We start from the raw sequence: 14,927 nt of genomic DNA, 5'->3' as shown, positions 1-14,927 counted from the left end.
ATAAAGCCATTGATTTTGCCAAGACCATGCTACGAAAGCAGGCCCCATACTCCGTGCTGTATTCAAACTGGTACCAGAAATGGGCGCTCCCAACCAAACCATAGTTGCCACTAGAAGCCACACCATTAAAGGTGTCCAGCGCAATAGCTGATGATGACTCAGAAAGATAAAGATAGACAGCACTAACATAAATGTCATGAAAACTTCAGCTAGAAATACATACCACAAGGGATAGTTTATTCCAGGTAAAGTAATACAATAATTGACACTGATCAGGTAATTTCCCCACAAAGCTAATGCTAAAAATGTGCCAATAATTGCGCCCATAAATTGACCAAAAATATATCCAATTAAGTCCTGTTTATGCATTTTGCCTTGCATCCAGAATGCCAATGACAAGCAGGGGTTTAGGTGCGAACCACTCAGTTTTCCTAAAGGAGAAATGCTAAATAATGCACCACTTCCAGCGAAAATGAGACCATTAATTAATAAACGAGGACTCACAGCCGGGATGAGATGCTCCATAGGCAAGCCTTTGCCAAAATTGAAGGTGATTATACTGAATCCAACCAAAAGATTGAAAGCAGTTCCCACCAACTCTGCACCATATTCAGACCAATTTAGGGTTTTCCAATTTGTGAAAGTATTCATGAGTTTCTTTCTGCTCGACTTTAGCCAATTAGGCAGCACAGACAAGTGGATTTAATAGTACCTCTCATTCATGTCAGGAAAATAACTTCTACATCTATAGCAACGGCATTTCCTGCCAACATCTGCGGCAGAACCAGTATACGTGATTATTCCGAATATATTAGAGCATTCTATGAGAGCAGTAAAGACAATTTTTGACTTCAAGAGCTGGTCTAGATTTAACTACTAGTTGCTGACTGCCTTGAGCTTTGATCGAGTACTGGCTTTGAACTGTTGTTACCCACAATGAACCGTTCGACTGGTTATAGTTTCCGAAACGCCCATGATTTTGTCTCCTTAAGCTTTTGCTCATTGTGCCTTGGCAAGAAAGAATATCTTTAAGTCAATGAAAAAAATAAGAAAAAGTTTACTGAAGAAAGGCAGAGGGCAAGAGGCAGAAGGAAGAAAATATATTTTTGCCCTCTGCCACAGAGTAACACCGCACTAAATTTATTGACAAAGGTAAGAGGATTTTTTCGAGATACACAATGCGTTTACGCTTGGCATCTTGCAGAAAGACAAAGCAAAAAGTCGGAGGGGCGGAAGCCGCTGCTCTGAACTTTTCAAGGCAAGGTGTCCTTGTTGAAACCCCGGAATTTATGAGATTTTTTTTCTACGCTTTACCTTCTCTACAAGATACTGCGCGAACATACTTATGTCTTCTCATTGTGGTATGTGGTATTAAAGAAGAGAAATAGTATGGTTATTATTTCCTTTCAAACCTGTTTTCACCAGCAAAGATCTACACGTTATTACTGAACTTAAGGCTGTTAACGGGAGTTAAACATTTTTGAGGAAGAAATAAGCCTCAAACCCATGCAGGGTAAGGGGAGTACACAAAATGCTCAAAAATGCCTGGAACCCAGATACATCAACAGAGCAAGCAAAACGATGTCAAAGTCGATCTGTATATAGATTTGAGGCTCTTTTTTGGGTGTTTTTTGTTTACTTTCAAGAAACATATTTGGTGGGGTGAGAAATAGGAATAAGTTCCAAACCAAGAGCCTGAGCTTTTTGTCGGAGGTTTTTGAGAATCAGTTCCTGGTATTTTTGCTCATAGTATAGGAATCATATTTGATTTATGAAAAAGGGTACAAGATAAGCATACGTGAGAGGTTCTAATGGAATTCTTTCTTCATCTAAGCAAGCCCATTTTCGCCAATGGCTATTAAAAGACATGGCTTTACTAATTGCTTCCATTCAGTTACCTACAGAAAAATTTCAGGTAGAATGTGGATTGGGAATTATCACCAGATTTTTGATTCTTCAGCGCAAAGGTGGAGATTTGCCAGTACCAAAAGATTACTCAATCTTTATGGCAGTTGCAGATAAAATTGGTTTTGATAGTCGAGGTCGTCGACTCTTTCGTTCAATCATTTAGACTTGCATATAACTGTAGGTTGGGTTGAACGGCGTGAAACCCAACGAGTGCTGGATTTTGTTAACGATCGCTTGACTTTTAAGACAGTCGCTACGATTCTGTGCGCCTTCAAAGAGAACTGGTATTAGCTACCCAACTATTACCTTACTGTTCCTTATCTACATAATCCGTACTTACAGTAACCTGCTGCCAAGCATCCAAATCCGTTTTGACCCCTGACAGTTTTTCCTGAATCAGGCTCATGGCATCGGTGCCTAATGCCAGTCGCATCGGTGGATGAGGACTTTCCACAGCTTGAATGATGGCTTGCGCCGCTTTCGCTGGATTGCCAGGTTGCTTACCATCCATCTGTTTGAACCACTGCAATGAAGCACCGCTCACGGTCGCATAGGCATCAATGGAAAGTTCTGCTGCTGCCAGAGAGCGTCCGTTAAAATCTGTGCGAAATGCCCCAGGTTCAATTAAAGTGACCTTAACTCCAAAGGATTCAACCTCCTTAGCCAGGGCTTCAGACGTACCTTCCAGAGCAAATTTAGCGCCACAGTAGAGGCTGCTTCCACCAAATCCCACTAATCCTGCTGTGGATGACATATTGACAATATGACCGCTGCCTTGCTGACGCATCACAGGCAAGACCGTTCGCATCAGACGGAGCGCCCCAAAGAAGTTGGTTTCAAAAAATCGGTAAATATCAACATCACTGACTTCTTCGAGTGCGGCAATGAGTCCATGTCCAGCATTGTTGACCAGCACATCAATTCGACCAAATGTAGCGATCGCGGTATCAACTGCTGCTTGTATATCTTGGGGCAATGTTACATCCAAACGTACAGCCTTTGCGGTTTCTGGATAGTGCTCAATCAAAGCGCGAAGTTGCTCTGGTTGGCGAGCAGTAGCAAGCAGGTAGTCGCCCTTCTTCAACACAGCTTCTGCTAGGGCCCGTCCCAACCCTGTTGAACATCCTGTAATCAACCAAACTTTAGGAGCGACACGATTTTTGTCTCTTGTCATTTGTTTTCTCCAATACAAAAACGATGAGGTGCGAGGATCGGCGCAACTGCAATTTTGTAACTTACTTTCCACATTAAGCAGCCTGAATAAATATGTCCAATATGATTTAAGTCTTAGACTAAGACTTAAAACGTATTAATTGACAATGGAACTTCGACACTTGCGTTACTTCGTGACTGTAGCTGAGGAACTTCATTTTGGTCGCGCCGCGCAACGACTACAAATCGCTCAACCGCCACTGAGTCAACAAATCCGTCAACTCGAACAAGAACTCGGTGTCGAGTTGCTGTATCGGACAAAGCGAACAGTCCGACTTACTGAAGCAGGACTTGCCTTCTTACAGCAGGCACGACTAATTCTCGTGCAATCTGAGCAAGCGATTGAGATCGCTCAACGTGCCAGTCGAGGTGAAGTGGGTCGTTTAGCGATTGGATTTGTTGGATCTGCCACGTATAGCTTGCTGCCTGCTGCCGTGCGGTCATTTCGCCATCAGTTTCCTGATGTCCGTTTGATGCTGCATGAAATGACCACGACCGAGCAAATTGAAGCACTGCATGACGATCGCATTCAGCTTGGCTTTATTCGTCCGCCCATAAGCGATGACGAACTCAGCGTGGAAACGGTTTTACAAGAATCGTTCGTCGCTGTATTGCCAGAAGCACACCCACTTGCGACTCAAACACAACTGTCATTAGCATCCCTCGCCGAGGAGTCCTTCATTTTATCTCCACGTCATCTAGGAAGCGGCTTTTACGACCAGATTATCCGTTTGTGTCAACAAGCAGGATTTATTCCCCAAGTAACTCAAGAAGCAATTCAGATGCAAACCATTGTCAGCTTAGTAGCAGCAGAATTAGGGGTTGCGCTCGTCCCAGCTTCACTCCAGAATTTGCAACGAGCAGGGGTCGTCTACAAACCGCTCGAAGACCAAACGCTCTACGTCAAGTTGGCAATTGTTTGGCGAAGTGCAAACACCTCGCCTGTGCTACAACAATTTCTAGCGCAATCAAGAGCCGTTACACAATTTAGTGCAGTGTTTCATTAAGCAATGCTGTAAAGCTTTAGGAATTTGAAAGATATCTGCGGGGCCGTTACCATGTACCTGTGATTCTGTCAAACCCCAATGAGAGCGGATACGTTGGCGTAAATCTGCTGAAGAGATCTAACCGCGATCGCTAAATAATTGAAAATTACCAATCGGCATAAACTCTATAAATCGGATATGCCATCGTCTATCAATGGTCAGAGCTGCAAAATCTAAAACTTCGTGGTCGTTAACTCCAGGAATTACCACTACATTTAGTTTTAATGGGTCTAAGAGTTGACCAAACTCATTGACCACAAGGTGCAACTTGAAACCAAAAAACCAATCCACAGAAGTCTTGCCACGATTGGCTAAACCTTACAGAAATCATCTACATGGCAAAACAAAGCATCTAAACTATACATAGGAAAGGTTGCTGGATTTAAAGCTATTTTCAGCTTACTATCTGTCCTTTTCCTTATCCCGAACTCAGGTTACTTAGTGCAGCAAGTTGTCAAGAAACTTTTTCCAGAATACTAAGAGTGCCAAAGCACTAAATTTTAATAAACCAAAACTCGGTTCAGGAACAGAGGTGACTTTAACATTGTCAATCAATAGTCCAGAATCAAAAGCGATATCTCCCACATTTATAACTCCAATTCCTAAAGTATATGTTCCTGTGGTCGGTAACTTAAAGGAAAAAGTCTGAAATCCAGTCTCTTCAAAAAACTCTGTTAGGGAAGTTGTCGATGTGGCATTGCTTACATTAGCCAGTTCTAATAGGGAACTGATTGAACTGTCTGAAGAAGAACTGATTGAAACAAAGGAGAAATCTGGAAAAGTAATTGGCGGTAATACCTCATTGCTCAGAAAATTATAATCTAAACTTAAAATGTCTCCAGCTTTAGCTGTGAATGTTTGTTGAATAGTAGAGCCTTTAGTAACTTGCCCTTTGCTAAGATTATTCAGACTTCCAGCTTCTAATCCTAAGAATTTTTCTGTAATTGAATCATCAAATGTAGTACCCCCAGTTGACAATAAAGCTTGCGAAGTTGCGTCAGTTGGATCACTACCAAATGTTGCGGTCTCAATACTGGTAGAGCCTAGTGTTGACCATCCGGTAAAATTGCCAGTTTCAAAACCACCGTTAACAAGTGTTGTATTATTAGGAGAACTAGGTAAAACAAATGTTTTTAATGACAATGTATATGAACCAGATTCAAAGTGATCCCCGGTTAGGTTAATGTCTCTCAAGCCAGACAAAGCTAAATTTAAGTTGCCACTTGCAGGTATCTCTCCAGTTAGTATGGGCAAAACATTATTGTCAGATTGGTCATCGTTTATTTCTATAATTTTACCAAAATCATTCAGCCGCCCTATAAGTGGATCAAATAACTGTGAATTTACCTCTACAGTAAATAAGTTTCCGGTGTCAAAATTTGAAAAAGTGTAAAAGTTAACGCTCTCATTCTCCAGTTGTCCGTCTACACTATTAACACCAGATGGTAGAAGCTTTGTGGTAGCAAAAGAGTTATTAGCCTCGCTTTCAGATACCGCATGAGCGGGTGAAGCTATAGTAAGAAAACTGAGCGAAATTGAATAACTACTAATAGCTAGTGTTGAGAGCAATTTCATAATATCCACCTTGAAATTAGATAGGTAATTTGTAATTAAGATAGCGCAAATTGTTATTAAAGCCTTGGTTTTTTGGTCAATTAATGGAAGTCCCCATGCTTCACCTGCTACGCGAGTACAAAAATCACCAAATTTAGGATTGATACTTTTTAAAGCATCTTGAAGTTTTATATCATCTAAAACAGCATTTTTATATACTGTTGTCTTGGCATTTTGCTCCAGTGTTGCATAATCAGACTGACTCATAGATTTTCTCCAAGTTTTACATAAATTTAGCTTCTCTATTGCCAAAGTTGTTTTGGAATAAAAAAAGCTACTAAGTGCTTTGCTTGTGTAACCGGGCAAAATATTTGATGAATAACTTGCTTTGGGTTTCTATCGGCAATGACAGTGCAGCCGTTACGATAATTCTTCTTTGCACTGTATTCTGAGAAATCGAGAAAACTCGTTTCTTTATGTATTTTTAACAATTTTAGAAAGTATCAGCCAGCTAAAATCTTTGAGTTAAGACTAAATTTAAGCTTTTATACTATGATGATGGGATTTTTGTAAAAATTATCTTATCTGAGCGGCTATTGCGAAAAAATAATAAGTGGTTTATAGCTACGCTTGTTTATAACAGGCTAATATTTTTGAGCTTTAAGTTATTTTTAACAGATATTAGCCTGTTTTGGAAAGTCATTTCCAGGCTGGTCAATTATTTTTGCAATACATCTAATCAATAAACGAATGGCACGAAGAAAAGCTGAAACCCTTGTCAGGAAGTGGTGTAAGGGAAAAGCGTTGATTTGTTGATTTGTAAGTATTCTTCGGAAGGTTCTTAGTTTTTGACCGTGCAACCCCTACCCCCTCACACCTTTACACCCAAAAGCCTTATACTTTATGGATTTGGCGAAATCTTAGTAGGACACGGCATTTCCGTATCCCTATTTATTTACCTCATTTACATAAGAATCGCTATAATATTCTTTTAATCAACACTAGCCCTCATTTGTCACTTCCGGAAAACAATAATCAAAGCCAGGCTCTGGAACTTGGATTTAGCAAAGGTTAAAGGTTTCATTTTCTAATATTAATTAAAAATTCTAGTTAAAAAGTGAAAAGTAAAGCTCTAAAAGCAGGGCAAACGCATCTAAATTACTCTTGATCATAACTAGAGTTAAAAACTAACGAAAAAATCAGGATTTTGCGTTTGATTATTTTTTAAGCCCCAAAGCGATGCCTAAAACTTTGGCAATAAGTAAGCGTTAATGACATTATTTTTAACTCTATTGAAAATGTACTTTGCTTATTGACATGATGCGGCCGCCCTGGCTCCAAAAGGCTTTTAGCGATTGGCTTTTCCCACTCTGACAAAGGAGGGCTAGTCAGCAAATATTGGATGTGACAGTTTCATCTGAAAAATGTACAGATAAACTAAGCTGTTAAGCATTTAATTTGCACATTGAGATCGCAGGGGGGCAGGGAACAAGGAGCAAGGGAGAGGGTTTGCAGCTTTTATTACCATGAAAATGGTGCAATTTAAATGACGATTAGCTTAAGTGCTTCAGTTCTTTTCTTATACAGTTAAGCTGTTAAGTTTGTCTTTAAGTTACCGATATTCATTTTAAAAAACTTTGTAGGGCTGCAAGACTCAGTATCAATAGACTTTAGTTTACTGGCAAAATTGGCAGCAACTCAGGTTTAAAGGAACTGCGCTTCAAGGGTAATAAGCTTTAAAGCTGTGCTGACCAGACTATTGGATGAAGAATATCACCTGAATTTCACCTTTCAAACACCCCAACCCCATCAAATAAAAAATTGTTTTTTGATTAGACCTCTTGCAAAAGTCGCTCAGGCAAATTCGGTTTGAGGGAGATGAAGCTCGTAATTGTAGAGAGCAGCAATAAGATTAAACCTCAAACTAAATCTTTTTCGGGGATTTCTATAAGTAAGAGACAAAATTTTAGATACCTTCAGTTTCCGATGTACATGCTTACCTAAAACTCTGATTTTAGCTAATTCTTGATTCCTCTTTTTATCTTCAAAAGTTAACTTACCTCCTCTGGGCTTTTTCTTGGGAATCCAACTATTGCCATGTAGTTTTTGAACACCTTGATAACCTTTATCTCCCAAGCATTCTGTGTCTTCTCTTAACCTAACTTTACTATTTTTAAATATACGAAAATCATGCTCTCTACTTTTACCATGAGCGGTGCAGATGATTTTACCATTCGCTTAGTCAACCACTACTTGTGACTTCAGCGGAGCCGGAGACGCTCCGCCTCCGGTGTATGCTGTTTCTTTTTCCCACTGTAGAACTTTTTTTGTTTTTTTTAGGGGGTTCAATCTGACTTTCTGTAACATCAACCACCACGACCTCTAACTGATGATCAGAAGTAGCGAGTTTTTTCTTACCATGATATGAGGTAGTAAAATCTCCGTGGTTTCATATAGCTGCTTGCCGAGGCTGTTTTTCGCTAGTAACTGCTCCCAAAGTTTTCAGTGTAGCAATAGTTGCTGTAGTTAAGCCAGTAATTCCTGTAATGTTCATACGCTCATAGGGTGGTTCGGTTTTTAAAGTTTTTAAGCATTCACCTATTGCTATATTCCAGAGTCTAATTGTCTCATCATCTCCACTACTAGCGGGAATCTGATCATTAAAACTAAAGGTGACTGGCCAAAGCCTACCTGTATGTCCTTGCAAAGTCCTGAGACATTTACCTGTACTAATATCCCACAGCTTTACTGTATTGTCTTGACATATAGTTGCCAGTGTTTGGCTATCTGGACTAAAGGCAACTGAAAGCAACCAACCTGTACTTGCCTGTAAAATTCTTAGGTATTTATTAGTGTTGACACTCCATAATATTAATGTTCCATTCAGACTGGTACTTACCAGCAGTTCACCATCTGGGCTGAAGGCAATGGACAAAACCCAAGTCGTATGCTCATCTAGCGTCATTTTGCACTCACCAGTGCTAATATCCCACAATTTAAGAGTATGGTCTTCACTACCACTCGCCAGCATCTGACCGTTAGGACTGACGGTAATTGACCGTATTCCATCGAGATGACCTTGTAGCGTTTTAAGGCATTCACCCGTGTTAATATCCCACAATTTAACAGTGTGGTCATCACTACCACTCATGAGCATCTGTCCATCAGGACTAAAGATAACGGAGAGTACCCAACTCGTGTGTCCCAGGAAAGTTCTCACACATTTTCCAGTAAGGACACTCCACAATTTTATTCTTTGGTCATCACTGGCACTAGCTAGTGTCTGTCCATCTGGGCTAAAAGCAATTGACCAAATTTCATGCTCATGTCCACACAAAGTTTTAAGGCATTGACCTGTACTAACATCCCATAACTTCACAGTATGGTCAGTACTACCACTAGCAAAAATATTGCTATCAGGACTGAAGGCTACTGATAAAACCCAGTTGGTATGACCCTTACAGATTAAAAGTTGTTTCCAATCTGAAACTTGGTACAAGCGAATGTCACCATTGGTATCACCCAAAGCCAAAAGTTTTCCATCAGGGCTAAAGGCTACTGACAGAACACCGCCGAAGGCTTCAGCAAAAACAGACCTATCAAAATCAGCGTTTTGAAAATTTACATCGTGTAATTTCATACATCGCAGGTCTACTTGCCAAATACTCAGAGAAGAAAAATCATAGCTGCTGAGGTCAGTTCCTAAATGACAAAGTAGATTCAAGACATTTCCAGCCGTATAAGTTTGTTCTAGAGGTGATGTTTCTCGTAGATTTGCTAAAATTTTGGTTAGCTGATTTTCTAGGTTTTTTTTGCTTTTGAAAATACCAAGCAACCCATCTATAACTGGTTGGACAATAAAGCGAATTTGAATATCCCTCACGTAGTCTTTCGCCATTGCCTTCATCAAAGCATGACACCTGAACAAATCAATATTCTGAGTGGCAATTTCTTGACAAACTTGAGCTATTAATCGCTGAGTCACATACTCCATTAGTGCAGGTTGTAGCGTGAATAGTGCTTCACTTTTCTCGATTAGCGATCGCCTTACCAGAGACTCTAAAGCCTCCAGGACTTTTTGTGGTGGTATTTGTGATACAAAATCCTCCCGTATTTCTGATAAAGAAACTGGCTCACGATTGATGGCTAACCAGTACATTGCATCCTTTTCTAAATTTGACAACCGTGAAAACTGCTGCTCAAAAAGCTCATGAATATCACCAAAAACAGTTGTTTTGTGCTGTAAAAACTTAGAGATGTCACCACAAAATACATCTTGAATAGTCGTAGCAACCACCTTCAAAGCTAAGGCGTTACCTGCATAAAGCTCCACCAGTTTACTGGATTCTGACTCGGAAGCAGAGACTCCTTTGACTTTCAAAATTTCTTGTCCATCCGCCGCCTGCAAACTACAAAGAAGGAATGAACGTACACATAATGTTTCTCCTTCTAAGGATGCCACTTCTTTAGGTTTTTCCCGACTTGTCAGCAGCAAGCAACTTTGGTGAGTTACTTCTCCCACTCGTTTGAGCAGATCCCCATAACCTTCATATCCTTCTCGGTAAAGTCCGGCTCGACTACCACTTTGCAGAATTGACTCTATATTATCTAGTATCAGCAGACATTGATGCTGCCGCAGATAATCAATCAGCTGGGATATTCTTTCGCCTACACTTTCTGGTAAGGAAGCTTCTGTTTCTTGCTCATCAGATAAGAACTGGAGCAGGCTGGCTAAAATATTCTTGATGGGCGGAGCTTCTCGCAGCGATCGCCATATAACATACTCAAAATTATCTTTGATGCGCTCTGTGAGCTTTATAACCAGAGCCGATTTACCAATTCCTCCCATTCCCAAGACTGCCACTAACCTACACCGATCCTCAAGGAGCAATTTTTCTAATGTGGCTGTTTCTTCTGTGCGCCCATAAAAAACTGATACATTAGTCGCTTCTCCCCAATCTTGTCGCTGAGATTGGTCAGAATTGGTGTAGCAATCTTTATCCAGCTTTATATCAAAGGCTTGGAAGAAAAGCTCAATTGTTCGTTTATCAACTCCGTCTTCTCGTGACAGCACCTTAGAAATTGTTGCCGTGTTAATTCCAATCCGCTCGCTTAAATCTTCAAAGGTATACCTGTTTCCATAATTCTCATTTAATTCGGTACTAAGTCTAGCGGACTGAAGTTTTTGTAATCCTTCTGGAGTGAGGATAAGACCACGTTTGCGCTTCTGCTTTGTAAGTTTCATTCAACGCACCACCTTTTTAGCTATAAAATGGCTTGACTCTGTAATTAATTTAGTTACTCTCAAGCGGACTATTTTATAACTACAACTACAAGTTATTACTGGTTATTCCGCCTGTTTTATGCAAAACCCACTCACGTTATTATGAAATAATGCAGATGAAAACCATGAAAGTCCTTTTCTATAAAAGTTAAACGCTATCAAGTGACCTGACTTTTCCCGTTAAATCTCTCTAGCAAGCTGCCAACCCTCTCTACGAGACGCTACGCGAACACAGGCCATTATTGCTATTAGAACCCATTTCAGGCTAATAATTAACTTGTTCTGATTTAACAATCTGTCTTCCTTACAAAAAATATTTTTATTCCTTGAGTTATTTTTTACATCTACTTTTGCTAAACCTTACTAAACTTCCAGCTTTTTCTGGAATTGAACTTTCTACATCCAGCAATGGCATTTGCTGCCAACAGCTTCGGCAGAACCAATACAACTGGTTATTACTAATTTGTTGCAGAAGTCGATGGGAGCAGCAATGGCAATTTCTCATATTATCTGCTGGTTGAAAGTTGAATTTTAACTGCTGACTAGTGATTAATCTCAAGCTTTGGTTAGGGACTATTTATGATTAACAATAAACTTATCGCAGAATTTGGTGAAAGGAGCAATTTTAAGAATTAAAGGAAAATTAAATCCCTTTAAACGTTTTTTATTCCCCTGTCCATAACTGTTGCAAAATTACTTTTTGGAAGAGGTCTAATAACACAATAGGTCATTGCTGAATTCAAATATAAATTTTAAAAGCTTAATATTTTAAACTGTTTCATTTGCACCTTTGCACGAAACTAAATTTATACCCAAAATCAGCAACGCTCTTTATAAATCTTCTCTGATAAATAATTCGGTCAACGCCTAATCCAATACAGCAATTCATCAGAGGCATAAAAATCGCCATAAAAGCTAAGTTGCTCGCATTTTAAGTAGCACGAACCGCGATGTCCTCGCCGAAGCAAAGTTTCGTTTCCCTTAGCGATGACTTCGTTAGTTTCATCGTCAAAACAATTCCATTCCGAGTAGATAACTTCACCATTGAACATAATAATTGGCCAAGCTATTGTTACACTTGGTTGAGCAAAAATTGCCCAACGATTTACTTCTCTATTTGTTGCTGCGGTTCTGCCATAAAAAGGTCCATCAGCACAGAAATATACAAGATTATTGGCATACTCACCTGCTAAAATGTCCCCCCGCCCTTGTCGTAGCGCTTCACAGTGGGTTGGCCACCAATGTTTATTTTCATGTTCTATTTGCTCTAAGCTGTATTCTAGAGTTATTTCAGGTAAGGTATCATTACGTAGGGAAAGATATGTCTCTGCGTCTTTAAGTAGTTTTACTACTAGTTCATTAGAAACTAGCTCGGGCTTGGAGTAATCTACTAACAGATCATTGTAGTAGTTGGTTCGCTTCGTCATTTCAAGCCTCTACAATCTTTAACCAATTTTCTCTGTGTATGCTTTTAATCCTGAATGTCTATAATCCCTGTTTTATGAAAGCTTGGACAACCCAGTTTTATGTGCAACCTCATGTGGAATCAGTGTTAGAGTGGAGTAGTTTTCATGAAGCTAGTTGTCAAACTGACGACTAAGCGAGACGCTAAAGAGTTATAAAACGAATACCTTTGTTCCCTTATTGTGCGGCATCTTATTTTTTAGATCCGTTAACACTAAATCCATGTGCAACAAGGCTTGAAACTGAAGAAATCAGGAACATTTTTACCAGATTGGAAAGGGCTGGTCATAAAAACATTAACATAGATGAATAAACTTTTTACAAAGTTTTAACTTTTTCCCGGAAGCGCTATTATAATGTATATTCTTACAACATAATATGCTGTTAAAAAACATATTAAGTTTCTGCTAAGGTTACGATCCTTACAAAAAGGAATCGAAAAGCAAAACCGTTGTTGTACAAAATATGTATATATAGCAACCAGCGAAGTTAGAGGGGAAACCCCCCGTGCATGAATCGGGGGATATAATCGAGTAAGTTAATGTTAGGAGGCCTTGAGAGTGAGTAATTCTCTCAAAAGCTTTGCCTATAATTATCTATTTCAACACTGCTTTTAGCCAGTTAAGATAGAAAACTTAAGCGGAAAAGTTTGTGTTTTTAATTTGGATTTTAGGCAAAGTTTCAACTGAAGCGGTTTTTAGCCAACAGTAAATGTAAATAACAGGTTTTGCTAACTTTGCTAAAATTTGCATTTTGTACCATTCTCAAGCAATTGGTTATTTAAGTAATTTGCAAAGGTATAATCTCTAAATTTCTTGCTAATAGGGTTGAACATTACTAACACTCGCCTAAAAAGCAGAAATGTTTCTTTACACCCATTACGGGGCGGGCGATCGCCCGTAAACAGCTTTTATTACTCTCATGAGAGTATAATCAATCTACTATTTGCTTAACTCATCAGGGGTATTTGATTGGGTTCAATAACGGCTATTTCCACTATCACTGTGGTAGATGGTACATAAAACATCCTCTAAGTAGTTTCGTACATTTGTGGCGGATTGAGGGTTGAAATGTAAACTCACAGAGAATTCGGAGACACTGTGCTTAACTTAGTTGCCGTTCGCCGTTGGCATCTCGTAGGGAAGAGTACGGTGAAGAGCAAGGTAAGCCCAAGGGGAGGCACAGTCTTACCAAATTTAATTCGCTGAGAACTTATGCAAAGCTGCACGAAGGTGTTATGCTTTGCCAAATCAACTTTTACAGATGTACGTTTTTGAAAAATCAAATCGCGCTATTGCTTACGTAGCAAGCTTTTTAGCCTAAATAGTACATTTGTCTGTGCAGCTTTAAATTTTAAGAGGAGAATGTCATAGCAAAAAAAGAACTTATCTTTATCTTAAGTTTCTTATCTTGAGTTGCAAAAGTTTTGTAAAGTTAGCAAACTTAACTGCAACAGGCATCAGTCAATCAACCACATAAATGAGGGTGCGTAAGATGAGCAATTAGCAATACTGCGAAACTTTAGATTCGTCTACATTGCCTCTGGCTAACTCCTTCGGTTGCACATTGAGTCTGCTACCGAACGGTTTTGACTACTAGCAAGGCACTTTTGCAGGATACAAGATGCAGGAGTATTTACTTCTAATTCTTCCGCCACCAAGTGGAGTTTCCCTATGACGGAGGTTTGCAATAGGGAAGACAAATGACAGCGCCCATGCTATGCTTCTTACACCAGCACTGCAACTAAAGGGCAGTTTGGACTTTGTTTGACGCTATCTGATCAAAATAAGCGTTGCTTCTAATTAAATATGCAGGATGGTAATGAAATACATCCTGTGTGCAATTGATTTGTTAGTCATAAAATAAAAGCTTCCTGTTAGTTTCCCTAAACCTTATACACGAATGAAGCCGTTTATCAATTAGGTTTCTGTCAATACATAAGTCCTAAGGGTATGGGATTTTCTCGCCATCTAAGTCATCTTTAACTACCTCTTTTCTTGGAAACGTCCAGCGAAACTCACAATTGGACATTGTGTTTCTCAAAGAAAGTCAGCAAATTGCCCATGCCTTGGTAGCCAAGGCGGTGGTCAAGATGCTGAAAGACATAGAAATGCAATATGCATTTGGTGTTTCGATAGGTGCGATGGCGTAACTGTCCGCCGTAGGCGATCTCCTTTAGCATTCCAACAGCACAAGCTGTAACACAGTTCAATTGACTTACTTGACTGGCAATTTTTTGGAATTGTTGCTTAATAACGCCTTAAATAGCTCAACCCATTGTACTGTCTACATTTTAATTATCGGGCGAAATGCTTGCTGTGCTAGATTTCATGGGTTATTTAGCTTATGCCACCCGATGTCTGCGTGTACATAGTGGTGTTGGCAGCGATGTGGAGCATGTGGAGGAGACCGTTGCACTGGTAGCAGCGCTAACTCCAGAAGAACGCACTCGCGTCACT

General features: G+C 39.7%; 8 protein-coding genes and 2 pseudogenes. 2 read left to right on the top strand and 8 right to left on the bottom strand.

What is annotated here, in order from left to right; translation table 11 throughout:
- A partial coding sequence (locus H6G97_RS33810) for an MIP/aquaporin family protein (protein ID WP_190944793.1) occupies nt 1-651 on the bottom strand: 651 nt, incomplete at its 3' end.
- Nucleotides 652-1,798: 1,147 nt separating this feature from the next.
- Between H6G97_RS33810 and H6G97_RS33805 the strand changes: the two genes are divergently transcribed.
- Entirely contained in the window at nt 1,799-2,071 is a 273-nt protein-coding gene (locus tag H6G97_RS33805) for a hypothetical protein (protein ID WP_190944792.1), read from the top strand.
- A 144-nt stretch (nt 2,072-2,215) separates the two neighbouring features.
- On the opposite strand, the gene H6G97_RS33800 is transcribed toward H6G97_RS33805, so the two are convergent.
- A complete protein-coding gene (locus H6G97_RS33800) occupies nt 2,216-3,082 on the bottom strand; it encodes an oxidoreductase (protein WP_190944791.1) in 867 nt (288 codons plus the stop codon).
- A gap of 145 nt (nt 3,083-3,227) precedes the next feature.
- Between H6G97_RS33800 and H6G97_RS33795 the strand changes: the two genes are divergently transcribed.
- Complete coding sequence (locus H6G97_RS33795; protein WP_190944790.1) at nt 3,228-4,127, top strand: LysR family transcriptional regulator; 900 nt, start codon at nt 3,228-3,230, stop codon at nt 4,125-4,127.
- Between the two features lie 219 nt (nt 4,128-4,346).
- On the opposite strand, the pseudogene H6G97_RS53250 reads toward H6G97_RS33795, so the two are convergent.
- The 6 genes and pseudogenes from H6G97_RS53250 to H6G97_RS33760 all read right to left on the bottom strand — a co-directional run.
- Nucleotides 4,347-4,484, bottom strand: a pseudogene (locus H6G97_RS53250) (transposase); the annotation flags it as partial.
- 120 nt (nt 4,485-4,604) lie between these two features.
- Complete coding sequence (locus H6G97_RS53245) at nt 4,605-5,987, bottom strand: hypothetical protein (RefSeq protein WP_242055579.1); 1,383 nt, start codon at nt 5,985-5,987, stop codon at nt 4,605-4,607.
- Between the two features lie 1,587 nt (nt 5,988-7,574).
- Nucleotides 7,575-7,943 carry a transposase family protein gene (locus tag H6G97_RS33775; RefSeq protein ID WP_338421895.1) on the bottom strand — a complete coding sequence of 123 codons (369 nt, stop codon included), beginning with the start codon at nt 7,941-7,943 and terminating at the stop codon, nt 7,575-7,577.
- Nucleotides 7,944-8,301: 358 nt separating this feature from the next.
- Nucleotides 8,302-10,965 (bottom strand): annotated as a pseudogene (locus tag H6G97_RS33770) (WD40 domain-containing protein); the annotation flags it as partial.
- 899 nt (nt 10,966-11,864) lie between these two features.
- A complete protein-coding gene (locus H6G97_RS33765) occupies nt 11,865-12,431 on the bottom strand; it encodes a hypothetical protein (RefSeq protein ID WP_190944788.1) in 567 nt (188 codons plus the stop codon).
- Nucleotides 12,432-14,485: 2,054 nt separating this feature from the next.
- Nucleotides 14,486-14,680, bottom strand: a complete 195-nt coding sequence (locus H6G97_RS33760; protein ID WP_190944787.1) for a hypothetical protein — start codon at nt 14,678-14,680, stop codon at nt 14,486-14,488.
- Nucleotides 14,681-14,927: the final 247 nt, after the last annotated feature.

Origin of the sequence: Nostoc flagelliforme FACHB-838 (assembly GCF_014698065.1) — a bacterium.
Taxonomy (GTDB): domain Bacteria; phylum Cyanobacteriota; class Cyanobacteriia; order Cyanobacteriales; family Nostocaceae; genus Nostoc; species Nostoc flagelliforme_B.
Note: the sequence above shows the minus strand (reverse complement) of the source record. Positions and strands in the feature narration are given on the sequence as shown.

Bases quoted from the DNA above. Each gene is read 5' to 3' on its own strand.
- H6G97_RS33795 (WP_190944790.1), top strand. From the start codon at position 3,228: ATGGAACTTCGACACTTGCGTTACTTCGTGACTGTAGCTGAGGAACTT.
- H6G97_RS33800 (WP_190944791.1), bottom strand. From the start codon at position 3,082: ATGACAAGAGACAAAAATCGTGTCGCTCCTAAAGTTTGGTTGATTACA.
- H6G97_RS33765 (WP_190944788.1), bottom strand. From the start codon at position 12,431: ATGACGAAGCGAACCAACTACTACAATGATCTGTTAGTAGATTACTCC.
- H6G97_RS53245 (WP_242055579.1), bottom strand. From the start codon at position 5,987: ATGAGTCAGTCTGATTATGCAACACTGGAGCAAAATGCCAAGACAACA.